This is a genomic window from Geodermatophilus telluris (genome assembly GCF_900102745.1).
Lineage (GTDB): Bacteria > Actinomycetota > Actinomycetes > Mycobacteriales > Geodermatophilaceae > Geodermatophilus > Geodermatophilus telluris.
In genome coordinates, this window is the sequence record NZ_FMZF01000002.1 from 574,356 (window position 1) to 596,380 (window position 22,025).

Here is a 22,025-nt window from a genome sequence, read left to right on the forward strand (position 1 = left end):
CCGCGACGGCGCGGACCCTCAAGCCGGGACCGCGACCGGCCGATGCCAGGGCGGAGGCCCCCGGGACGGGGCCCGGACGGGGAGGGGGGCGATGAGACGGTCCCGGCGACTGGCCGCGGTGGCCTGTGCCCTCGCCGTCCTCGCGCTGACGGTGTGCCTGCCCGGCGCCTCCGCGCGGTTCAGCTCGCTCACCGGGAACCCGGCCGGCGCCTGGACCACCGACGGCGTCACGGCACCCACCGGGTTCTCGGCCGCCACGACGTGCGCCCCCGCCCCGGCGATCACCCTCCGCGCGGCCACCTCGGCCACCGCCCAGGGCTCGCTGACCCTGCCGGCGCCCGCGGGCACGCAGGCCGGTGACGTCCTGGTCGCCCAGGTCGGGCGCGGCACCAGCGCCACGTCCTCGACCCCGCCGGCCGGCTGGACGCACGTCCGCACCGACTCCTACGCCGGCGGGCTGGCCTCCGAGGTGTACTGGAAGGTGGCCGGACCCGGGGAGGGCAGCGCGACGTTCGCCCTAGCCCCCGGCAGCACCGTCACCATGGCCGGGGGCATGGCCGCCTACACCGGCGTGAGCACCAGCGACCCGGTCGACACCTCGGCCGGCACCTCGAGCAACGGCACCACGGTCACCACCCCCGCGGTGACCACCGCGACCGCCGGCACCCTGCTGGTACACCTGACCACCAGCGCCCGCGACGCGTACCCGGCCCCGACCGGCACCACCGAGCGGTGGCGGCAGGTCGCGGTCACGGGCACCGGCGGCGTGAGCGGCGGGGACGAGCAGTTCGCCGGGCCCGGGACGACGCTCGCGAGGACGTCGTCGGCGCCCAGCGGCGTGGCGGCCTCGTGGGTCGGGCAGACCGTCGCGCTGCGGCGGGCGCCCGGCACCCCGTCGGCGGCGCTCACCTGGACGGCCAGCCCGAGCACCTGGGCGACCGGCTACCGCCTGGAGCGCAGCTCGGGCGGCACGGCTCAGCCGCCGCGCGACGTCACCCCCATCGGTGCGACGTCGGCCACCGAGGGGCCGCTGGTCAACGGCACCGCGTACACCTTCCGGCTGTGGGCCTACCGCGGCACCTGGACCTCCACCTCGCGGACGGCCTCGCTGACCCCCGCCTGCTGAGGCCCGCCCGTCGCGCGACGTCCTCCCTCCGGGGGAGGAGTCGCGCAGCCGGCGGCTCAAGCCGGCCCGGCCCGCCGCCGATGCACCCCGCGATGCGCCCGCGCACACGCGGGGCCGGGACGGAGGACGGCGATGACCCGGTCGAGGCGTCCGCGGCGGCTGCCCCGCCGCGCGCTGGCCGCCGTCGCCTGCGCCGTGGCCCTCCTCGCCCTCACGGCCGGGCAGCCCGGTGCGGCCGCGCGGTTCACGTCGGTCACCGGCAACCCGGCCGGCGCCTGGGCCACCGACGGCGTCGCGGCGCCGACCGGCTTCTCGGCGGCCCCCACGTGCGTGACGACGGCCATCACCTTCCGGGCCGCGACGACCGCCACCGGCACCGGGACGCTCACCCTGACGGTGCCTCCCGGCACGGTGCCCGGCGACCTGCTGCTGGTCCACATCGCCCACGCCTGGACCGGCGCACCCTTCTCGGTGCCCGCCGGGTGGACCTCCGTCCGCGCCGACAACAGCGCCAACACGATCGTGTCCACCCTCTACTGGAAGAAGGCGGTCACCGGGGAGCCGAGCGCGACGTTCGGCTTCCCCGTGGGGAACACGGCCACGATGGCCGGCGCCATGGCCGCCTACACCGGGGCGGACACCACCGCTCCCGTGGACGCCCACGACGGCGTCGTCAGCACGGGTCCGACCGCGTCCACCCCGGCCGTGACCACCGCCACCGCGGGCACCCTGGTGCTGCGGTTCGTCAGCAACGCGCACGAGTCCTACCCGGCGCCGGCCGCCACGACCCAGCGCTGGCGCGTCGGCACGGTGCCGGGGCTGGGCGGGTACAGCGCGGGCGACGAGCAGGTCGCCGGCGCCGGCCCGGTGGCCTCCCGGTCCTCGGCATCGCCCAGCGGCACCTCGGCCGCGAGCGTGGCGCAGACCCTCGCCCTGCGGCGGGCCCCCGGCACCCCGGCGGCGGCGCTCACCTGGACGGCCAGCCCCAGCACGTGGGCGACCGGCTACCGGCTGGAGCGCAGCTCGGGCGGCACGACCCAGCCGCTCCGCTCGATCACCCCCATCGGCACGACGTCGGCCACCGAGGGGCCGCTGGTCACCGGCACCGCGTACACGTTCCGGCTGTGGGCCTACCGCGGCACCTGGACCTCCACCCCGGTGACCGCCTCGGTGACCGCCGCCTGCTGACCCGCGGGTCGGGAGGGATCGACAGCACGGCGCCGCCCACTTCGTCAACCCACGCGGTGGCGACCTCCCCGCCGCGGGCCCGCGAGCGGCCTACCGTTCGTGCCCGTGGCACCAGGGGAGCGTCCGGTCGCCCTCCTGCGGGAGGCGCTGGCCGTCGAGGTGCTGCTCGACGGCACCTGGCACCCGGCCGAGCTGCTCGGCTGGCGGCACGACGCCCCCGACTCCGCCCGGCTGCGGGTCCGCCTCGACCGGGACGGCGGCCCGCGGGTGCTGTGGGTGCCGCCGGCGCTGGTGCGGCTGCCCGTGCCCGGCGCCGTCCCGGCCCCCCGGCGGTCGGCCCCCGCGCTGCCGGCGCCGCACCGGGCCGCGCACCCGCCGGTCCGCCGGTCGGCCCCCGCCGCACCCTCCGACGCGCCGGTCGCCCCGCCCGCCGCCGGTGCGTCCGCCGGAGGGACGTCCGCCGCCGAGCTCCGGCTGCAGGTCGAGCTGCTCAAGCTGCAGGCGTGGGTGCGCGAGGAGCGCCGCCGCGTGGTCGTCGTCCTGGACGGCGGCCGGGACGCCGGCCAGGCGGGGATCGCCGCCGCGCTCGTCGAGCACCTCGACCCGCGGTGGGCCCGGGTGGTGACCGGCGCGGCCGACCGCGCCGCGCTGCTGCCCTCGCCGTGCGGCATCCTGGTCGCCGACCGCTGCTGGTGCGGCCCGGCCCCGGTGGCGGTGGACGAGCTGGTCGCGCGCGAGCGGGCGCTGCTGGACGGCGGCGTGCAGCTGGTCAAGCTGTGGTGCTCGGTGCGCCGTCCCGACGCCGACCCGGTCGCCGAGGCCGCCCTGGTCGGCGCCACCTCCACGCCCGGCGCGCCGTGGACGGTGCTGGCCGCCGACGACGAGCCGCGCGCCCGGCTGGCGGCGCTGCGGCACGTGCTGGCGGCGCTGGACTACCGCGGCCGCAGCGACGACGCCCTCGGCCGGCCCGACCCGCTCGTGGTGGCCGCGGTGCCGCCGCTCGCCGTCCGCGCGTGACCGACGTCGCCGCCGCCGTCCGCGCCGCCGTCCTCGTCGCCGTGGCCGCCGGTGACCGGTCGGCGCTGCGCGACGGGCAGGTCTAGCGCTGGACCTGCGGCTGACCCGCGCCGCGGAAGTCGGGTCGGCGCTTCTCGACGAACGCGCGCACGCCCTCGCGGCCCTCCGGGTCGGCGGCCGACTCGGCGATCAGCCGCGCCTCGTCGTCGAGCTGCTCCTCCAGGGTGCGGATCGCCGCCCGCCGGACCAGCCCGCGGGTGCGCACCATCGCGCGCACCGGGCCCTGGGCCACCCGGTGGGCCAGCGCGACGGCGGTGTCGCGCAGGTCCTCGTCCTCGACCAGCCGCGCGACCAGCCCGAACTGGTGGGCCTCGGCGGCGGTCAGCGCGCCGTCGGTGAGCATCAGCTCCAGCGCGCGCGGCGCGCCCAGCGCCCGGGTGAGCGCCCAGGAGCTGCCGCCGTCGGGGGAGAAGCCGAGCCCGCCGTAGGCGGGGCGGAACTTCGTCGAGCGGGCGCAGACCACGACGTCGCAGGCCCCCACCAGCCCGACGGCCGCGCCGGCCACCGCGCCCTGCACGCCGGCGACCACCGGCACCGGGCTGTAGAGCAGCCGCCGGACCACCTCGTGCCAGTCGTGCGCCAGGCGGCCGACGAAGGCGCCCGGGTCCTCGGCGCCGGCGAAGGAGCGCACGTCGCCGCCCACGCAGAACCGCTCGCCGTTGCCGAGCAGCAGCACCGTCCGGGTCTCCTCCGGGCGGGCCTCCAGCGCGGCGGTCAGCTGCTCGGCCATGGCCGGGTCGAGCGCGTTGCCGGCCTCGGGCCGGTCCAGCGTGATCGTCCAGACGTCCCCGTCGAGGGCGGTGAGGACACGCGGGCGGTCGGTGGTGGTCATCAGTGGTCCTCCCGGAGCCGGTTGCGACCACCGTAGGGCGCAGGCCCGGACGCGCACTCCGCGACCACCCGGCCGGGCAGCCGGGGGGTCAGAACCAGGACGGGAACCACATGCGCAGCAGCCACTCGGCGTGCGGGAGCGGCCGCCCGGCCAGCACGGGATAGAAGAACGCGAACGTGCCGGCGACGACGGCCACGTAGCCGCTCACCGCGGCCAGGCCCACGGTGCGCCGCCCCGGCGCCGCCCCGGGCCGGCCGAGGACGTCCTGCAGCACCAGCGTCACGGCGAGCACGAAGAACGGCAGCACCGGTGCGGTGTAGAAGGCGAACATGGTGCGCTCGGGGTTGAGGAACCAGGTGCCCCACCCGGCGGCGACCGCGACCGCGACGAGCACCGACGCGGGGTCGCGCCGGGCGACGATCCGCCAGAGCAGCCAGACCAGCGCCGGCGCGAAGGCCAGCCAGAGGGTCGGCGTCCCGACCATGAGGATGTAGCGGATCACCTGCGCGCCGGACTCGTCGGTCAGCCCCTGCGGGTTCCACAGCAGGATCGGCCGGCCGTTGACCAGCCAGGTCCAGGGGCCCGACTCCCACGGGTGCGGCGTCGACAGGCCGTTGTGGAAGCCCCACCACTCGACGTGCATGTGCCACCACGAGCGCAGCGCGTCGGGGACCCACGGCACGGCCGTCTCCGGGTTGCGCTGCGCCCACCAGCGGCCCTGCGCCGTCTCGCCCAGGAACCACCCGGTGAAGCTGGCCAGGTAGGTGAGCACCGGCACGGCCGCGAGCGCCCAGGTCGCGCCGGGCAGGCCGCGGCGCAGCGCCGTCGCCGTCGGCCGGGGGACGCCTGCCGCCCGCCAGGCGGCGCGGTCCCAGAACAGCGACAGCACGGCGAAGAAGGCGAGGAAGTACAGCCCGCTCCACTTCACCGAGCAGGCGCAGCCGAAGAGGAACCCGGCGGCGATCCGCCAGCCGCGGGGCCCGAGGCGGAAGCCCGTGGCCGGCACCGGCAGGGACGCGCGGACGCGGGCCCGCACCCGGTCGCGGTCCACGACCAGGCAGGCGACCGCACCCAGCACGAGGACCTGCAGGAACACGTCGAGCAGGCCGATGCGCGACACGGTGAACTGGAAGCCGTCGAGGGCCAGGAGCAGCCCGGCGACCACGCCCAGCAGCGTCGAGCCGGTCAGCCGCCGCGCCAGCCGCACGAGGACGACGACGCTGACCGCCCCCGCCACCGCGGACGGGAACCGCCAGCCGAACGAGTCGTAGCCGAACAGCCCCTCGCCGGCGGCGATGAACCACTTCCCGAGCGGCGGGTGGACGATGAAGGTGTAGCCGCGGTTGTACTCGTGGCCCCAGGTGAGCAGGTCGTGCGCCTCGGGCGGGTAGTAGGCCTCGTCGAACAGCAGCGTGTCGGGGTAGCCGATGCCGACCAGCCGGCTGACCAGGGTGAGCACGCCGAGCACCCCCGCGAGCACCCAGGACAGCAGCCGGTCGCCGGGCAGCGGTGGGGTGCGGTCGACGCGGGGCCGGGGGAGCGGCAGGCGGCGGGGCGCGCGCGGCGGCGGGCCCGGCGGGTCCCCGGCGTCCGTGCGCTCGGGAGCCAGGACCGCCATGCGCCTCAGGGTAGGTGCGCCGCCGGGGCGGGCCGGCGTGACAGGCTCGGGGGCGTGACCGGACGGCTGGTGCTCGGTGGTGCCCCGCTGGGGCAGCCCGGCGACGTCGGCCCGCGGCTGCGCCGGGTCATGGCCGAGGCCGACGTCCTGGCCGTCGAGGACACCCGGCGGCTGCACCGGCTGGCCACCGACCTCGAGGTGACGCTCACCGGCCGGGTGGTGACCTTCCACGAGTCGGTGGAGCGCTCCCGGCTGCCCGGGCTGCTCACCGCGCTCGACCAGGGCCAGACCGTCCTGCTGCTCACCGACGCCGGCATGCCCTCGGTCTCCGACCCCGGCTACACGCTGGTGCGGGCGGCGATCGAGGCCGGGGCCGAGGTGACGTCGGTGCCCGGCCCGTCGGCGGTGACCACGGCGCTCGCCGTCTCCGGGCTGCCGGTGGACCGCTTCTGCTTCGAGGGCTTCCTGTCGCGCAAGGCCGGGGAGCGGCGGTCGCGGCTGGCCGGGCTGGCCGGCGAGCGCCGCACGATGGTCTTCTTCGAGTCGCCGCACCGGCTGGCCGACGCGCTGGGCGACTGCGCCGCCGCGTTCGGCTCCTCGCGCGAGGCGGCGGTGTGCCGCGAGCTGACCAAGACGCACGAGGAGGTCCGGCGGGGGCCGCTGGCCGAGCTCGCCGCGTGGGCCGCCGAGGGCGTGCGCGGGGAGATCACGCTCGTCGTGGCGGGGGCGTCGCCGGAGCCGGTGTCGCTCGAGCCGGCCGAGCTGGCCGCGCTGGTGGCGGGGGAGGAGGCCGCGGGCGCGACGCGCAAGGACGCCATCCGCGCCGTCGTCACCCGCACCGGCCTGCCCCGCCGCACCGTCTACGACGCCGTCGTCGCCACCAAGGACGCCTGAGCGCCGGCACGACGCCGTGCGCCCACCGGGGCCATCGGCCCGGGCGGTGCCCCGACAGGTGCACGGTCGTGCCGACCTGTGGACGGCGTCAGCGGGGAGACCCTGCGTGCGGCACGGTGCCGCGGTGTCCCGACCCCCGTCGCAGCCGTCGCGCCTGACCACCGGCCCGTTCCGGGGCACCACCGCGGTCGCCCGCGGGTTGCTCACCGCCGACCAGCTCCGCAGCAGCGCGTGGCGGCGGCTGTTCCGTGACGTCTACCTGCACCGGGACGTCCCGGTCACCCACGAGCTGCGGGCGGTGGCCGCGGCGGGGCTGCTGCTCCCCGGTGCGGTCGTCTCGGGGCGGAGCGCGGCGGTCCTCTGGGGGGTCGAGCTGGCCGGGGCCGGCGACGACGTCGAGCTGACGGTCCCGCCGGGGCGCCACCCGGTACGGGTCGGCGGGCTGCGCGTGCGGCGGGCGTCGCTGGCCCGGGACGACGTGGAACGCCGACGGGGCGCCCTCGCGACCACGCCGGAGGCCACCGCCCTCGACCTGGCGCGGCGGCTGGGGGCGGACGACGCGGTGGTGGCGGTCGACCGGGTGCTGGCCTCCCGCCTCGTCGACCTCGAGGACCTCCGCGTCCGGGCGGTGCGGTGCACGGGCCGCGGGAGCGCCCGGGCGCGCGCCGTCTGCGCACTGGCGGACGGGCGGTCGGAGTCCCCGCAGGAGACCCGGCTGCGGCTCCTCCTGCTCCGGGCGGGGCTGCCCGCGCCCGTCCCGCAGTTCACCGTCCGGGCCGGCGGCCGCTTCGTGGCCCGCGTCGACCTCGCCTGGCCCGCGCTGCGCGTGGCCGTCGAGTACGACGGTCGCTGGCACGCCGAGGCGGGCCGGTTCGCGCGCGACCGCCGGCGGCTCAACCGGTTGCAGGAGGCGGGCTGGCGGGTGGTCTTCGTGACCGCCGAGGACCTGTTCCGGCCGCTCGAGCTGACCGCGCGCGTCGACCGGGCGCTCGCGGACGCCAGAGTGCGCTCGTCGGGCCCACCGACCGGCGGGTGACCCCGACGAGCGCACGGTCGGCGTGCTCGGCAGGGCTCAGAGCCAGCCGTTGCGCTTGAAGCCGCGGTAGAGCAGCAGGCAGGCCAGCAGGATGACCAGCAGCACCAGCGGGTAGCCGAACCGCCAGCGCAGCTCGGGCATGAACTCGAAGTTCATCCCGTAGATGCCGGCGATCGCGGTGGGGACGGCGACGATGCCGGCCCACGCCGAGATCTTGCGCATGTCCTCGTTGTCGGCCATCGAGGTGCGCGCCAGCGAGGCCTGCAGGATCGACGACAGCAGCTCGTCGAGGGCGCCCACCTGGTCGCGCACCCGGATGGCGTGGTCGAGCACGTCGCGGAAGTAGGAGCGCATCGCCTCGGGGACGACGTCGACGGCCCGCTCCGAGAGCTTCTGCAGCGGCACCTCGAGCGGTCCCACCGCCCGCCGCAGCGACATCAGCTCCCGCTTGAGCTGGTAGAGCCGGCCGATGTCGTCGGTGCGCTGCGGGCTGAACACCGACGCCTCGAGCTCGTCGACGTCGTCCTGCACCTGCTCGACGACGTCGACGAAGGTGTCGACGACGAGGTCGGCCACCGCGTAGAGCACCGCCGCCGGCCCGTGGCAGAGCAGGTCGCGCTCCTCCTCCAGCCGCCGCCGCAGGTCGGTCAGGTCGTTGTGGTCGCCGTGCCGCACGGTGATCACGTGGTGGGCGCCGACGAACACCATGACCTCGCCGGTGCCGACCACCTCACTGGTGGCGGTCAGCTCCTCGTGCTCCACGTACCGCGCGGTCTTGAGCACCATGAACAGGTCGGCGTCGTAGCGCTCGAGCTTGGGCCGCTGGTGGGCGTAGACGGCGTCCTCGACGGCGAGCGGGTGCAGCCGGTAGCGGCCGGCGATGGCGTCGAGCTCGGCCTCGGTCGGCTCGAAGAGGCCCAGCCAGACGAACCCGCCGCGCTCGACGGCGACGTCGAGCGCCTCCATGGGGTCCACCAGCGGCTCGCGCCGGCCCTCCACGTAGACCGCGCAGTCGACCACCGCGCCGGTGTCCGGCGCCCGGCCCCGCGGTGCCCGGGGTGCCCCGGCCGGTCGCGGACGGGGACTGGGCACGTAGGGCCCCGCCGCCCCCTCGGTCCCCAGGTCGCCCACCGTCGGCCTCCTCCCGTCCCCGCCGGGCGGCGGGCGAGGGAAGCGTAGGCGTGCGGCGCCCGACGCCCCGTGCCACGCTGCCTGCTGGGGGGCCGGCCGCCACCGAGCCGGCGTCGCACGCACGAGGAGGACGCCGTGGCCGCAGGGACCCGCCGGATCAAGTCCGTCGAGGACTCCATCCGCGACACAGAGGAACCCGAGCACCGGCTCAGGAAGAACCTCTCCGGCCTCGACCTCGCCGTCTTCGGCGTCGGGGTGATCATCGGGACGGGCATCTTCGTGCTCACCGGCGAGGTCGCCAAGACCACCGCCGGGCCCGCGGTGGCGATCTCCTTCGTCATCGCCGGCGTCGTCTGCGGCCTGGCGGCGGTCTGCTACGCGGAGTTCGCCTCCACCGTCCCGGTGGCCGGGTCGGCGTACACGTTCTCCTACGCCACGCTGGGCGAGCTGGTCGCCTGGATCATCGGCTGGGACCTCGTCCTCGAGCTGGCGCTGGGGGCCGCGACGGTCTCCGTCGGCTGGTCGGGCTACCTCAACCAGCTGCTCGGCGACCTCGGCATCCCGCTGCCGACGTCGATCGCGGGGGAGACCGCGACGGTCAACATCCCGGCGATCTTCATCGCGCTGGTGATGACCGGGGTGCTCGTCCTCGGCATCAAGCTGTCGTCGCGGGTGACCAGCGTGATCGTGGCCATCAAGGTCGTCATCGTCCTGCTGGTGATCGTCCTCGGCCTCTTCTACCTGACGGCGGACAACTACACGCCCTTCGTCCCGCCCGCGGAGCCGGCGGCCGAGGGCGAGGGTGGCTGGCACGCCCCGCTCATCCAGCTGCTCGGGTTCACCCAGGGCACCTTCGGCTGGGGCGGCGTGATCGCCGGCGCCTCGATCGTGTTCTTCGCCTTCATCGGCTTCGACATCGTCGCGACGGCGGCCGAGGAGACCAAGGACCCGCGCAAGGACCTGCCGCGCGGCATCATCGGCTCGCTGGTGGTCTGCACGCTGCTCTACGTCGCGGTCTCGCTGGTCGTCGTCGGCATGCAGCCCTACTCGGAGCTGTCCACGGAGGCGCCGCTGGCGGAGGCCTTCAGCAGCGTCGGGCTGTCGTTCGTCTCCAGCGTCATCTCGCTCGGCGCCCTGGCCGGGCTGACCTCGGTGGTCATGATCCTCATGCTCGGCCAGTCCCGCGTGCTGTTCGCGATGAGCCGCGACCACCTGCTGCCGCCCGGCATGGCCGCCGTCCACCCGCGGTACGGCACGCCCTACAAGATCACCATCGGCACCGGCGTGTTCGTGGCCGTGCTGGCCGGCTTCCTGCCCCTGGGGACGCTGGCCGAGCTGGTCAACATCGGCACGCTGTTCGCCTTCGTGCTGGTGTCCCTCGCCGTCATCGTGCTGCGCCGGACCCGGCCCGACCTGCACCGGGCCTTCCGCGTGCCGCTGGTGCCCTTCCTGCCGATCGTCTCGGCGCTGGCCTGCTTCTACCTGATGCTCAACCTGCCGGCCGACACCTGGGTGCGGTTCGTCATCTGGATGGCGATCGGGTTCGGCATCTACTTCCTGTACGGCCGACGGCGCAGCCGGCTGGCCGGCGCGGAGGGCGTGGCCGCGGCCGAGCGGGCGGTCGCCGACCGGGCGGCCCGCGAGCGGCGGTGAGCCACCCGGAGGGGTGAGGCGGGCTCCGGCGCACCTCCGGAGCCCCCGCCCGCGCGACGACCTGACCGGTGACCGACGTCCCCGGCCAGGAGCAGACCCGTGGCGACCAGCGTCCTCGACGCCCCCCTCCCGACGACCCCCGCCGTCGCGACCCGGCGGCCGCCGGCGGTGCTCGCGCTCGCCGCGGTCTGCGGCGTGGAGTCGCTGGCCCTGCTGGCGGCCGGGCTGACCGGTCTCGACGGGCTGCTCACCGCGACCCCGGCGCCGCCGGCGCCCGTGGTGGTCGCCGTCCTCGGGGGGCTGGCCGGCTGGATCGTCGCCTGTGCGGGCAGCGCGCTCACCGTCCTCGAGGGGCCGGGGTGGCGGATGGCGGCGGTCGTCGCCGGTGCCGAGGTCGGGCTGCTCGTCGCGCTGGTCGCCGTCGGCCAGTCCACCGCGCTGCTGGACCGGCTGCCCGCCACCGTGCCGCTGCCCGCCGCCGCGCTGCTCGCCCTCGCCGTCCCCGTGGGCAAGCTGCTGCTCACCTCGGCGCCCTCGGTGCTCACCTGGGCCCGGACCGCCCCGCCGCGGCAGCGGGAGCCCGAGCCGGTGGCCCACCCGCGGCTGCGCGTGCTCACCCTGGCGGTCATCGGCCTGGCGCTGTGCGCCCTCGCCGTCACCACCCCCGTGGCCGGCGAGCCGCCCGTCCCGGCCACCGCCGTCGCCGGCGGCTGACGGCCGGTCAACCGGCTGGACGCCGCCACCTAGGCTCGGGGCGTGAGTGATCGGCACATCCTGACCGCCGTCGCGTGGCCCTACGCCAACGGCCCGCGGCACATCGGCCACGTCTCCGGCTTCGGTGTCCCCTCCGACGTCTTCAGCCGCTACCAGCGGATGGCCGGCAACCGGGTCCTGATGGTCAGCGGCACCGACGAGCACGGGACGCCGATCACCGTCGCCGCCGACGCCGAGGGGGTGTCCCCGCGCGAGATCGCCGACCGCAACAACCGGCTGATCGTCGACGACCTGCAGGCCCTCGGCCTGTCCTACGACCTGTTCACCCGCACCACCACGGTCAACCACGCGCAGGTCAGCCAGGAGATCTTCCTCGGCCTGCTGAAGAACGGGTACGTCTTCCCGCAGACGACGCTCGGCGCGATCAGCCCCTCCACCGGCCGCACGCTGCCCGACCGCTACATCGAGGGCACCTGCCCGATCTGCGGCTACGACGGCGCCCGCGGCGACCAGTGCGACAACTGCGGCAACCAGCTCGACCCCACCGACCTGATCAACCCGGTCAGCCGGATCAACGGCGAGACGCCGCGCTTCGTCGAGAGCGAGCACTACTTCCTCGACCTGCCGGCCTTCACCCGCTCCCTCGGCGACTGGCTGGACAGCCGCCGGGGCTGGCGGCCCAACGTGCTCAACTTCGCCAAGAACCTGCTCACCGACCTCAAGCCGCGCAGCTACACCCGCGACATCGACTGGGGCGTGCCCATCCCGCTCGACGGCTGGCGGGACCGCCCCGACAAGCGCATCTACGTCTGGTTCGACGCCGTCGTCGGCTACCTGTCGGCGTCCATCGAGTGGGCCCGCCGGTCGGGCGACGACGACGCCTGGCGCCAGTGGTGGCAGGCGCCGGACGCCGACGCCTACTACTTCATGGGCAAGGACAACATCGTCTTCCACGCCGAGATCTGGCCCGCCCAGCTGCAGGGCTACAACGGCGAGGGTGACAAGGGGGGCAGCCCCGGCTCGCTGGGCCGGCTGGCGCTGCCCACCGAGGTCGTCTCCAGCGAGTTCCTCACCATGGAGGGCCGCAAGTTCTCCTCGTCGCGGCAGGTGGTCATCTACGTCCGCGACTTCCTCGCCCGCTACGACCCCGACGCGCTGCGCTACTTCGTCGCCGTCGCGGGCCCCGAGACCCAGGACACCGACTTCACCTGGGCGGAGTTCCTCCGGCGCAACAACGACGAGCTCGTCGCCGGCTGGGGCAACCTGGTCAACCGCACGGTGTCGATGGCGGCGAAGAACGTCGGCGCCGTCCCGACGCCGGGGGAGCTGACCGACGCCGACCGCGCGCTGCTGGCCTCGACGTCGTCGGCGTTCGGCCCGGTCGGCGACCTGCTCGCCCGCAACCGGCAGAAGGCGGCGGCCACCGAGGCGATGCGGGTCGTCGGCGAGGCGAACAAGTACCTGTCCGACCAGGCGCCGTGGAAGCTCAAGGAGGACCCGGCCCGCCGGGACACCGTGCTGCACACCGCGCTGCAGGCGGTCAGCGACTGCAACGCGCTGCTCACGCCGTTCCTGCCGCACTCGGCGCAGAAGGTGCACGAGCTGCTCGGCGGCACCGGCGTGTGGTCGCCGGCGCCGCGCGTGGAGGAGGTCACCGACCTCGACGACGGCTCGCCCTACCCGGTCATCACCGGCGACTACGGCGACGCGCAGGCGGTGTGGGCCTCCCGCCCGCTGCCGTCGGGCACGCCGCTGTCCCCGCCCACCCCGGTGTTCCGCAAGCTCGACGAGTCGATCGTCGCCGACGAGCTGGCCCGGCTGGAGGGCGGCGGGAAGTGAGTCGCTCCGCCTCGTCCCGCGCCAACCGGCGGGGCGAGCCGCCGCCGTCGCCGGAGCCGCTGCCCGCGCCGGCCCTGGACAGCCACACCCACCTCGACATCGTGCTCAACGGGTTCCGCACCGACGAGCCCGCCGACGACACCGCGGTGGACGCGGAGATCGCCGCCGCGACCGCCGTCGGCGTCCCGCGGCTGGTGCAGGTCGGCGTCGACGTCGCCTCCTCGCGGTGGTCGGCCGCGCTGGCGGAGCGGCACCCGCAGGTGCTGGCCGCCGTCGCCGTCCACCCCAACGAGGCCGGCGGGGGCGCCGCCGACGACGACGCGCTGGCCGAGATCGACCGGCTGGCCGCGCTGCCGCGGGTGCGCGCCGTGGGGGAGACCGGCCTGGACCGGTTCCGCACCGGCCCCGAGGGCTGGGCGGCGCAGGAGGCATCCTTCCGGGCGCACGTCCGGATCGCGAAGGAGCACGGGGTCGCGCTGGTCGTCCACGACCGCGACGCGCACGAGGAGGTGCTGCGGGTCGTCGACGACGAGGGCGCCCCGGAGCACGTCGTGATGCACTGCTTCTCCGGCGACGCCGCCTTCGCGACGGCGTGCGTCGAGCGCGGCTTCGTGCTGTCCTTCGCCGGCACGCTGACCTTCGGCAACGCCGGCGACCTCCGCGCGGCCGCCGCGGCCACCCCGGTCGACCAGCTGCTCGTCGAGACCGACGCGCCGTTCCTCACCCCCGTGCCGCACCGCGGCCGGCCGAACGCCTCGCGGCTGGTGCCGCACACCGTCCGGGCGCTCGCCGAGGTCACCGGGGTGGAGCTCGGGCAGCTCTGCGACGCGCTCACCAGGAACGCCGAGCGCGTGTTCGGGGAGTGGTGAGGGACCCGGTGCCCCCCACCACCCGCACGCTCGCGCCGGGCCCCTGCACGGGGCCGACCGATCGGACCTCGCGGGCAGCCGTCCACCCGACCGGCTGAGCCCGGAGGCGGGGCACACTGGGGACGTGGGTCGCCTCATCGCCGTCGTGCTCTTCATCGCCGTCCTGGTGCCCGGCGTGCTGCTCGCGCGGGCCTGGGCGCTGGCTGCCGGCCGGCGCGCGGTCGCCTCGGCCGCGGTGGAGTTCGCGACCCCCACGCCCGAGGGCCTGGCCACGCTGCAGCGGCAGGCGCAGCACGGCCGCCGGGTGCGCCGGCTCGGCCTGCTGCTCGGCCTCGTCGCGATCGGGGCGAGCATCGTCGTGTTCGCCGAGGCGTCGGTCTTCCTCTGGCTGCCGGCCCTGGTCATCGGGCTGCTCGCCGGCGTCGTGCTGGCCGAGGCCACCCGGCCACGCCCCCGCTGGCGGCTGTCCACCCCGCCGCGCCGGCCGCGGCGGGGGGAGCAGATCTCGCCGTGGCTGCTGTGGACGACGCGGGCGGTCGTCGTCGCCGAGGTCGCCGTCGCGGGCCTGCTGTGGCACCGCGGCGACCTGCCCGACTCGGTCGGCTGGGTGGCGGTCGTGGTGCCGCTCGCCACGTGGCTGCTCGCCGAGGTGGCCCTGCTGCGCGCGCTGCTGCGCCCGCTGGCCGGCGAGGGTGCCGACGTGCCGGTCGACGAGGCGCTGCGCACCTGGACGGCCCACCTGGTCGCCGCCGCCACCAGCGTCCTGGCCCTCCTCCCGCTCGGGGCGCTGCTGCTGGCCGCGGGCATCGACCTCGGCGACCGGGTGACCGAGAACGTCGACCTGCTGCCGGTCGCCCTCGTCGCGGGGGGCTTCGCGAGCCTGGCCGCGGGCCTCGCCGTCGCGGTCTTCCTCGTCACCTGGCTGCGCCCCGTGCGCACCAGCGAGCGGGCGCTCGCCGGCTGACACCGGCTCCGGAGGCCGGGCACACACCGTGACCTCGATCACCGGCTGACCTCACCGAGCGCACCCGTCACACCCGTCCCACGCGGCGCGTCCGTCGCTGACCGTGTCGGCGCGGCTCCGTGTCGACCTGTCGGCTCCCTGGTTTGCTCTGCGTGCACCGTTGCACCACGCACCGCACTCGTTATGGTGCCGTGACCGACAGCCGGGGTGGGACCGACCCGGGCGGCGTCCGGCGGCCCGGGTACCCCCTGGCGTCGCCTGCTGCCCGGAGGGGGACCGCGCCCGGTCCCCCGACCCGTGGAAGAGCCGTGCCCAGACCGCTGAAGCTGCCCCTCCTCGCCCTGGTCCTGCTCGGACTGGTGGGCGGCTCCCTCGCCTGGTACGCCGCGCAGAAGTCGGTGACCCTGACCGTCGACGGGCAGGTCCGCGAGGTCAGCACGTACGCCGACACCGTCGGGGAGGTGCTCGAGGCCGAGGGGCTGCAGACGCGGTCGCACGACGTGGTCCTCCCCGACGCCGACGCCGCGGTCGGCGACGGCGACACCGTCGTGCTCAACCGCGCCCGCCCGCTGCAGCTCACCGTCGACGGCGTCTCCAGCACGGTCTACGTGACGGCGCTGTCGGTGGACGAGGCGCTCGAGCAGCTCGGCTACCGCGGCGAGGGCCTGGTGCTCTCGGCCAGCCGCAGCGACCGGCTCCCGCTCGACGGCATGGCGCTGTCGATCTCCCGGCCCAAGGACGTCGCGCTCGTCGTCGACGGCGTCACCCGCGTCGTGACCACGACCGCCCCCACGGCCGGCGACCTGCTCGCCGAGCAGGGCGTCGTCCTCGGCGAGCAGGACCGCACCAGCCTCTACCCGACGCAGCCGCTGCTGGGCGGGATGCGGCTGCAGGTCTTCCGCGTGCAGGTCTCCGAGGTCGCCCAGACCAGCCCGGTCGCGCACGCCACCGTCGAGAATCCCGACCCGGAGGCTTACGAGGGCGAGCGGACGGTCACCCAGGAGGGCGTGGACGGCGAGCAGACCACCACCTTCCGGATCACCGTCGTCGACGGCGTCGAGACCGCCCGCGAGCAGCTGGGCACCGCGGTCACCGTCGCGCCGGTCGACGAGCTGGTCAGCGTGGGCACCAAGGAGCGCCCCGTGGCCGCCGTCCCGGCGTCGACCAGCGGGCTGGACTGGAACGCGCTGGCCCGCTGCGAGGCCGGCGGCAACTGGGCGATCAACACCGGCAACGGCTACTACGGCGGCCTGCAGTTCAACCAGAGCACCTGGCTGGCCAACGGCGGCGGGCAGTACGCCCCGCTGCCGCACCAGGCCTCCCGCGACCAGCAGATCGCCGTCGGCGAGCGGCTGTACGCCGCCCGCGGCGCCTCCCCGTGGCCGTCCTGCGGGCGACTCCTCTGAGACCGCCACGTCCGAGCCGCTGAACACCCCCGAGCACGCCGACGGGCTGCTGGGCCCGGCCGCGATCCGCGACCTGGCCCGGCAGCTCGACCTGCGCCCGACGAAGTCCCTCGGCCAGAACTTCCTGCACGACGCCAACACCATCCGGCGGATCGTGCGCACCGCCGAGCTGCGCCCCGACGACGTCGTGCTGGAGGTCGGCCCCGGCCTGGGCTCGCTGACCCTGGGCCTGCTGCCCGCCGCCACGGCCGTCACCGCCGTCGAGATCGACCCGCGGCTGGCCGAGCTGCTGCCCCGCACCGTCGCCGAGCGGCGACCGGACCTGGCCGGGCGGCTGACCGTCGTCGAGGCCGACGCGCTCCGGCTGAGCGGGCTGCCCGGCCGCCCTCCGACGGCGCTCGTGGCCAACCTGCCGTACAACGTGGCGGTGCCCGTCCTGCTGCACCTGCTCGAGCTGCTGCCCTCGCTGCGCCGGGCGCTGGTCCTCGTCCAGGCCGAGGTCGCCGAGCGGCTGGCCGCCCCGCCGGGCAGCCCGGCCTACGGCGTCCCGTCGGTCAAGGCCGCCTGGTACGGCCGCGCCCACCGCGCCGGCAACGTCGGTCGCCGCGTCTTCTGGCCCGAGCCCAACGTCGACTCCGGGCTGGTCGCCCTCGACCGGACCGACCCGCCACCGGGGGACCGCGCCGCCACCTTCGCCGTCGTCGACGCCGCCTTCGCCACGCGCCGCAAGGGTCTGCGGGCCGCGCTGGCCCGCTGGGCCGGCAGCCCCGCCGCGGCCGAGGCGCGGCTGCGCGCGGCCGGCATCGACCCGTCCACGCGCGGCGAGCAGCTGTCGGTGGCCGACTTCGCGCGGCTGGCCGCGACCGCCCCGTGAGCTGGTCCTCGCCCGGCGGCCCCGGGCACACCCGCGGGGACGGCACGGTCACCGCGCACGCCCCCGCCAAGGTCAACGTCTCGCTCGCCGTCGGGCCGCTGCGTCCCGACGGCTTCCACGGGCTGCAGACGGTCTACCTGGCCGTCTCGCTGCTGGACACGGTCACCGTGCGCCGCGGCGAGGGTCTCTCGGTCACCGTCACCGGCGAGGGCGCCGGCGGTCCCGACCCGGTGCCCACCGACCGGCGCAACCTCGTCTGGCAGGCCGCCGAGCTGCTGGCCGAGCAGGCGGGCGTGGCCGCCGAGGCCGCCATCGCGGTGGACAAGGCGATCCCCGCAGCGGCCGGGCTGGCCGGCGGCAGTGCCGACGCCGCGGCCGCCCTGGTCGCCCTCGACGCGCTGTGGGGCACCCGCGCCACCCGGGGCGACCTGACCGCCCTGGCCGCGCGGCTGGGCAGCGACGTGCCCTTCGGCCTGGCCGGCGGGGTGGCCCTGGGCAGCGGCCGCGGGGAGCAGCTCACGCCGGTGCTGGCCCGGCGGCAGTGGCACTGGGTGCTCGGCGTCGCCGAGGGGGGCCTGTCCACGCCCGCGGTCTACGCCGAGCTCGACCGGCTGCGCGCGGCGGGCCGGGCACCCGAGGGCGAGGGCACGCCGTCACCGGAGCCGGTGCTGGCCGCGCTGCGCAGTGGGCCGCCGCGGGCGCTGGCCGCGGCGCTGGGCAACGACCTGCAGGCCGCGGCCGTCTCGCTGCGGCCCGCGCTGCGGCGGGCGCTGCGCGCGGCCACCGACGCCGGGGCGCTCGCGTCGCTGGTCAGCGGCTCCGGGCCCACGGTCGCCGCGCTCGCCCAGGACGAGGACGCCGCCGTCCGGCTGGCCGCGGTCCTGGCGGGGGAGGGCGTGTTCCGCACCGTCCGCGTCGTCCACGGCCCCGTCCCCGGCGCCCGCCTCGTGGGCTAGGCGGCGGCGGGCTGCCGGCGCTTGGCGGCCAGGCGGACCGGGTCGGGCCACTTCACCGAGTGCGCCCAGCCCAGCTTCTCGAACACCCAGATCACCCGGGCGCTGATGTCGATCTGCCCGCGCAGCACGCCGTGCCGCGCGCAGGTCGGGTCGGCGTGGTGCAGGTTGTGCCAGGATTCGCCGCCGCTGAGGACGGCCAGCGGCCAGAAGTTGGTGGCCCGGTCGCGCGAGGCGAACGGCCGGCTGCCGACGACGTGGCAGATCGAGTTGATCGACCAGGTGACGTGGTGCAGCAGCGCGGTGCGCACCAGGCCGGCCCAGAAGAACGCCGTCCAGGCGCCGGCCCAGCTGCCGGTCACCAGGCCGCCGATCGCGGTGGGCAGCGCCAGGCTGAGGAAGGCCCACACGATGAACAGCCGGCTGGTGACGCGCAGGGCGCCGTCCTTGAGCAGGTCGGGGGCGTAGCGCTCGGCGTTGGTCTGCCGGCGGTCGAACAGCCAGCCCAGGTGGGCGTGGAACATCCCCTTCAGCAGCGCGCGGGCGTCGTCGCCGTAGCGCCACGGCGAGTGCGGGTCGCCGTCGCGGTCGGAGAAGGCGTGGTGCCGCCGGTGGTCGGCCACCCACTGCACCACCGGGCCCTGGATGGCCATGCAGCCCACGACCGCCAGCGCGATCCGCAGCGGCCGGGTGGCCTTGAACGACCCGTGGGTGAAGTACCGGTGGTAGCCGACGGTGACGCCGAGCAGCGGCACGAAGTAGAAGGCGACGAGCAGGCCGACGTCGAGCCAGGACAGGCCCCAGCCCCACACGGCCGGCACGACGGCGGCCAGCGCGAGGAACGGGACGAGGACGAAGACGTAGAGCGTGAGCTGCTCGAGGTGGCCCTTCTCCTTGCCCAGCGCGTTGGCCGGCAGGCCGCGGTCGGGGTCGGCGGGGCGGAAGGCCGTGGGTCGGGTGGCGGTGGGGGCGGACACGTGGCCTCCAGGGGTCGTCCGTCGCGATGCCGCTCCGGCGCGACGGCCGGTGGCTACGGGGCCGTAACCTACGTCACCCGGGACGGCGCCGCCGGTCCAGGCCCCGGGTGCCCCGGCACCGGCTCCCGCGCCCGCTCCCGGCCCGCCCCCTAGGCTCGTCGGGGTGGTGCCGCACCGGGGCGGTGCCGCGGTGGGGGATGGGGTAATCGGCAGCCCGCCGGCCTTTGGAGCCGGGAAGTCTCGGTTCGAGTCCGAGTCCCCCAGCAGCGCCGGGGCCGCGGAGGCGCCGGTGCCGGGTCGCCGCGGCCGGCGGTCCGCCCACCGTCAGAGGAGATCCGTGAGCCCGCAGCAGGCAGTCGCCGCCGTCGTCGTCCTCGCCGCCGGGCAGGGGACCCGGATGCGCTCGGCCACGCCGAAGGTCCTGCACGAGGTCGGCGGCCGCAGCATGCTCGGCCACGTGCTGGCCGCGACCGCGCCGCTGGGTGCCGGGGAGACGCTCGTGGTGGTCGGCGCCGGCCGGGAGGCGGTGGCCGGGCACCTGGCCGCCGTCGCGCCCGGCGCCCGGCCGGTCGTCCAGGACGAGCAGCGCGGCTCCGGTCACGCCGCCGCGGTGGCGCTGGCCGCCGTCCCCGACCTGGGCGGGCCGGTCCTGGTGGTCAACGGCGACGCCCCGCTGCTGCGCGAGCGGACCGTCACCGACCTGGTCGAGGCGCACCGGGCGGCCGGCGCGGCGCTCACCGTGCTCACCGCCCGGGTCGCGGACCCGACCGGCCTGGGCCGGATCGTGCGCGACGGCACCGGCGCGGTCACCGGCATCGTCGAGGAGCGCGACGCCACCCCGGAGCAGCGGGCGATCACCGAGGTCAACGCCGGCGTCTACCTCGGTGACGCCGCCGCGCTGCGCGGTGCGCTGGCCCGCATCGGCCAGGACAACGACCAGGGCGAGGTCTACCTCACCGACGCCGTCGGCCTGCTCGTCGGCGACGGCGAGACGGTGGCCGGCACCCCGGCCGAGGACCCCGACGACGTCCTGGGCTGCAACGACCGCGTGGAGCTCGCCGCCCGCCGGCGCACCCTCAACGACCGCGTCCTCGACGACCTGATGCGCGCCGGCGTCACCGTCGTGGACCCGGCCACCACCTGGGTCGACGTCACCGCGACGGTCGCCGCCGACGCGCTGCTCGAGCCCGGCGTGCAGCTCCGGGGGACGACGTCGGTCGCCACCGGGGCCGTCGTCGGGCCCGACACCACGCTGGTCGACACCACGGTGGGGGAGGGGGCCAGCGTCGTCCGCTCGCACGTGCTCGGCTCGAGCATCGGCCCGGGCGCCTCCGTCGGCCCGTTCAGCTACCTGCGGCCGGGTTCCGACCTCGGCCCCGGCTCGAAGGTCGGCGCGTTCGTGGAGACCAAGAACGCCCGGGTCGGCGAGGGCTCCAAGGTGCCGCACCTGTCCTACGTCGGCGACGCCACCATCGGCCGCGGGGCGAACGTCGGCGCGGCCACGGTGTTCGTCAACTACGACGGCGTGGCCAAGCACCACACGACGATCGGCGACCACGTGCGGATCGGCTCGGACACCATGCTCGTGGCCCCGGTCACCGTGGGCGACGGCGCCTACACCGCGGCCGGGTCGGTGATCACCCACGACGTCCCGCCGGGGGCCATGGGTGTGGCGCGGGCCGCACAGCGCAATGTGGCAGGCTGGGTGCGCCGCCGCCGGCCGGGCTCTGCCGCCGCGCGGGCCGCCGAGGCGGCCACCGGACCGGGCTCCGGCGCCGAGGGCGACGACGCGGGCGGCCAGGGCCCGTCGGACACCACGACCAGTAGGGGCAGTTGAGCCGATGAGCGCCATCCGGCAGACCACCAGCAAGAGCCTGATGCTCTTCTCCGGCCGGGCCTTCCCCGAGCTGACCGCCGAGATCGCCGGGCACCTGGGGGTCACGCCGACGCCGACGGCCTCCTACGAGTTCGCCAACGGCGAGCTCTTCGTCCGGTTCGAGGAGTCCGTCCGCGGCTGCGACGCCTTCATCGTCCAGAGCCACACGGCGCCGATCAACACCTGGCTGATGGAGCAGCTGCTCATGGTCGACGCCGCCAAGCGCGCCTCGGCCAAGCGCATCACCGTCGTCGTCCCGTTCTTCCCCTACGCCCGGCAGGACAAGAAGCACCGCGGCCGCGAGCCCATCTCCGCCCGCCTGGTCGCCGACATGTTCAAGACGGCCGGCGCCGACCGGTTGATGACCGTCGACCTGCACACCGCGCAGATCCAGGGCTTCTTCGACGGCCCGGTCGACCACCTCTTCGCCCTCGACCTGCTCGTCGACCACGTCAAGGACCGCTGGGGCGACCGCGACATCACCGTGGTCTCGCCGGACTCCGGCCGGGTGCGCGTGTCGGAGCGCTGGTCGGACAAGCTCGGCGGCGTCCCGCTGGCCTTCATCCACAAGACCCGCGACCCGCTCAAGCCCAACGAGGTCGTCGCCAACCGCGTCGTCGGCGAGGTCGAGGGCCGGGTGTGCATCCTGGTCGACGACATGATCGACACCGGCGGCACGATCGTGAAGGCCGCCGAGACGCTGTTCGACGCGGGTGCCGCCGACGTCATCGTCTGCGCCACCCACGGCGTGCTCTCCGGTGCGGCGGTCGACCGGCTCAAGAACAGCCGGGTCAGCGAGGTCATCGTGACCAACACGCTGCCCATCGAGCCGGAACGCCAGTTCGACAAGCTCACCGTCCTGTCGATCGCGCCGCTGCTCGCCCGGGCCATCAAGGAGGTCTTCGAGGACGGCAGCGTGACGTCGCTCTTCGGCGGCGCGTCGTGACACTGTCGCCCTCCGGGCTCCGACCGCGGCCAGGTGCCGTGCCCCTGGTGCG

19 protein-coding genes and 1 tRNA gene are annotated in these 22,025 nt (G+C 76.1%); 16 read left to right on the plus strand and 4 right to left on the minus strand.

From position 1 onward, the window contains the following. Positions 1-91: 91 nt before the first annotated feature. The 3 genes from BLQ97_RS08005 to BLQ97_RS08015 all read left to right on the plus strand — a co-directional run bounded on the left by BLQ97_RS08005 (position 92) and on the right by BLQ97_RS08015 (position 3,331). Positions 92-1,126: a fibronectin type III domain-containing protein gene (locus tag BLQ97_RS08005; protein ID WP_139173522.1), complete on the plus strand. Its 1,035-nt coding sequence runs from the start codon at positions 92-94 to the stop codon at positions 1,124-1,126. A 132-nt stretch (positions 1,127-1,258) separates the two neighbouring features. Next, positions 1,259-2,314 carry a hypothetical protein gene (locus BLQ97_RS08010; RefSeq protein ID WP_091364956.1) on the plus strand — a complete coding sequence of 352 codons (1,056 nt, stop codon included), beginning with the start codon at positions 1,259-1,261 and terminating at the stop codon, positions 2,312-2,314. Between the two features lie 105 nt (positions 2,315-2,419). Then, positions 2,420-3,331, plus strand: coding sequence for a polyphosphate kinase 2 family protein (locus BLQ97_RS08015; RefSeq protein WP_175471641.1), 912 nt, complete (start codon positions 2,420-2,422; stop codon positions 3,329-3,331). An 82-nt stretch (positions 3,332-3,413) separates the two neighbouring features. Here BLQ97_RS08015 and BLQ97_RS08020 read toward each other — a convergent pair whose 3' ends face one another. Together BLQ97_RS08020 and BLQ97_RS08025 are read right to left on the minus strand one after the other, a co-directional pair. Continuing rightward, complete coding sequence (locus BLQ97_RS08020; RefSeq protein ID WP_091364960.1) at positions 3,414-4,223, minus strand: enoyl-CoA hydratase/isomerase family protein; 810 nt, start codon at positions 4,221-4,223, stop codon at positions 3,414-3,416. Between the two features lie 88 nt (positions 4,224-4,311). Continuing rightward, the gene (locus BLQ97_RS08025; protein WP_091364962.1) at positions 4,312-5,841 is read right to left on the minus strand and encodes a dolichyl-phosphate-mannose--protein mannosyltransferase; all 1,530 of its coding nucleotides are present in this window, start codon (positions 5,839-5,841) and stop codon (positions 4,312-4,314) included. Between the two features lie 54 nt (positions 5,842-5,895). Between BLQ97_RS08025 and rsmI the strand changes: the two genes are divergently transcribed. Beyond that, positions 5,896-6,735, plus strand: a complete 840-nt coding sequence (gene rsmI, locus BLQ97_RS08030) for a 16S rRNA (cytidine(1402)-2'-O)-methyltransferase (protein WP_091364963.1) — start codon at positions 5,896-5,898, stop codon at positions 6,733-6,735. A 124-nt stretch (positions 6,736-6,859) separates the two neighbouring features. After that, positions 6,860-7,771: a hypothetical protein gene (locus tag BLQ97_RS08035; RefSeq protein WP_091365772.1), complete on the plus strand. Its 912-nt coding sequence runs from the start codon at positions 6,860-6,862 to the stop codon at positions 7,769-7,771. A gap of 36 nt (positions 7,772-7,807) precedes the next feature. Here the strand turns inward: BLQ97_RS08035 and corA are convergent, their stop codons facing one another. Continuing rightward, positions 7,808-8,902 (minus strand): magnesium/cobalt transporter CorA, encoded by a 1,095-nt coding sequence (gene corA / locus BLQ97_RS08040; RefSeq protein WP_245691962.1) that lies wholly within the window; start codon positions 8,900-8,902, stop codon positions 7,808-7,810. A gap of 135 nt (positions 8,903-9,037) precedes the next feature. Between corA and BLQ97_RS08045 the strand changes: the two genes are divergently transcribed. From BLQ97_RS08045 to BLQ97_RS08080, 8 genes are all read left to right on the plus strand, one after another. Then, entirely contained in the window at positions 9,038-10,555 is a 1,518-nt protein-coding gene (locus tag BLQ97_RS08045) for an amino acid permease (RefSeq protein ID WP_091364965.1), read from the plus strand. Positions 10,556-10,654: 99 nt separating this feature from the next. Beyond that, complete coding sequence (locus BLQ97_RS08050; RefSeq protein ID WP_091364967.1) at positions 10,655-11,269, plus strand: hypothetical protein; 615 nt, start codon at positions 10,655-10,657, stop codon at positions 11,267-11,269. A gap of 42 nt (positions 11,270-11,311) precedes the next feature. Next, entirely contained in the window at positions 11,312-13,108 is a 1,797-nt protein-coding gene (gene metG / locus BLQ97_RS08055; RefSeq protein ID WP_091364969.1) for a methionine--tRNA ligase, read from the plus strand. Further along, entirely contained in the window at positions 13,105-13,977 is an 873-nt protein-coding gene (locus BLQ97_RS08060) for a TatD family hydrolase (protein WP_091364971.1), read from the plus strand. Before metG ends, BLQ97_RS08060 begins: the two co-directional genes overlap by 4 nt. A 124-nt stretch (positions 13,978-14,101) precedes the next feature. After that, a complete protein-coding gene (locus BLQ97_RS08065; RefSeq protein ID WP_091364972.1) occupies positions 14,102-14,941 on the plus strand; it encodes a hypothetical protein in 840 nt (279 codons plus the stop codon). Positions 14,942-15,249: 308 nt separating this feature from the next. Beyond that, on the plus strand, positions 15,250-16,347 hold the full coding sequence (locus BLQ97_RS24185) for a resuscitation-promoting factor (protein WP_091364974.1): 1,098 nt from the start codon (positions 15,250-15,252) through the stop codon (positions 16,345-16,347). Positions 16,348-16,501: 154 nt separating this feature from the next. Further along, complete coding sequence (rsmA, locus tag BLQ97_RS08075) at positions 16,502-17,221, plus strand: 16S rRNA (adenine(1518)-N(6)/adenine(1519)-N(6))-dimethyltransferase RsmA (RefSeq protein ID WP_245691964.1); 720 nt, start codon at positions 16,502-16,504, stop codon at positions 17,219-17,221. Beyond that, positions 17,218-18,177, plus strand: a complete 960-nt coding sequence (locus tag BLQ97_RS08080) for a 4-(cytidine 5'-diphospho)-2-C-methyl-D-erythritol kinase (RefSeq protein WP_091364978.1) — start codon at positions 17,218-17,220, stop codon at positions 18,175-18,177. The genes rsmA and BLQ97_RS08080 overlap by 4 nt, the downstream gene beginning before the upstream one ends. Here BLQ97_RS08080 and BLQ97_RS08085 read toward each other — a convergent pair. Next, the gene (locus tag BLQ97_RS08085; protein ID WP_091364980.1) at positions 18,174-19,151 is read right to left on the minus strand and encodes an acyl-CoA desaturase; all 978 of its coding nucleotides are present in this window, start codon (positions 19,149-19,151) and stop codon (positions 18,174-18,176) included. The genes BLQ97_RS08080 and BLQ97_RS08085 overlap by 4 nt on opposite strands. A 191-nt stretch (positions 19,152-19,342) precedes the next feature. On the opposite strand from BLQ97_RS08085, the gene BLQ97_RS08090 reads away from it, so the two are divergent. The 3 genes from BLQ97_RS08090 (at position 19,343) to BLQ97_RS08100 (ending at position 21,973) form a co-directional block, all read left to right on the plus strand. After that, positions 19,343-19,415, plus strand: a tRNA-Gln gene (locus BLQ97_RS08090). Positions 19,416-19,488: 73 nt separating this feature from the next. Continuing rightward, positions 19,489-20,988 (plus strand): bifunctional UDP-N-acetylglucosamine diphosphorylase/glucosamine-1-phosphate N-acetyltransferase GlmU, encoded by a 1,500-nt coding sequence (gene glmU, locus BLQ97_RS08095; RefSeq protein WP_091364983.1) that lies wholly within the window; start codon positions 19,489-19,491, stop codon positions 20,986-20,988. A gap of 4 nt (positions 20,989-20,992) precedes the next feature. After that, on the plus strand, positions 20,993-21,973 hold the full coding sequence (locus BLQ97_RS08100) for a ribose-phosphate diphosphokinase (protein ID WP_091364985.1): 981 nt from the start codon (positions 20,993-20,995) through the stop codon (positions 21,971-21,973). Positions 21,974-22,025 lie beyond the last annotated feature (52 nt).

What these genes read in the sequence shown, in the direction of transcription:
- BLQ97_RS08005 (WP_139173522.1), top strand. Translation starts at nt 92, where the DNA reads ATGAGACGGTCCCGGCGACTGGCCGCGGTGGCCTGTGCCCTCGCCGTC.
- BLQ97_RS08010 (WP_091364956.1), top strand. Translation starts at nt 1,259, where the DNA reads ATGACCCGGTCGAGGCGTCCGCGGCGGCTGCCCCGCCGCGCGCTGGCC.
- BLQ97_RS08020 (WP_091364960.1), bottom strand. Translation starts at nt 4,223, where the DNA reads ATGACCACCACCGACCGCCCGCGTGTCCTCACCGCCCTCGACGGGGAC.
- BLQ97_RS08025 (WP_091364962.1), bottom strand. Translation starts at nt 5,841, where the DNA reads ATGGCGGTCCTGGCTCCCGAGCGCACGGACGCCGGGGACCCGCCGGGC.
- BLQ97_RS08100 (WP_091364985.1), top strand. Translation starts at nt 20,993, where the DNA reads ATGAGCGCCATCCGGCAGACCACCAGCAAGAGCCTGATGCTCTTCTCC.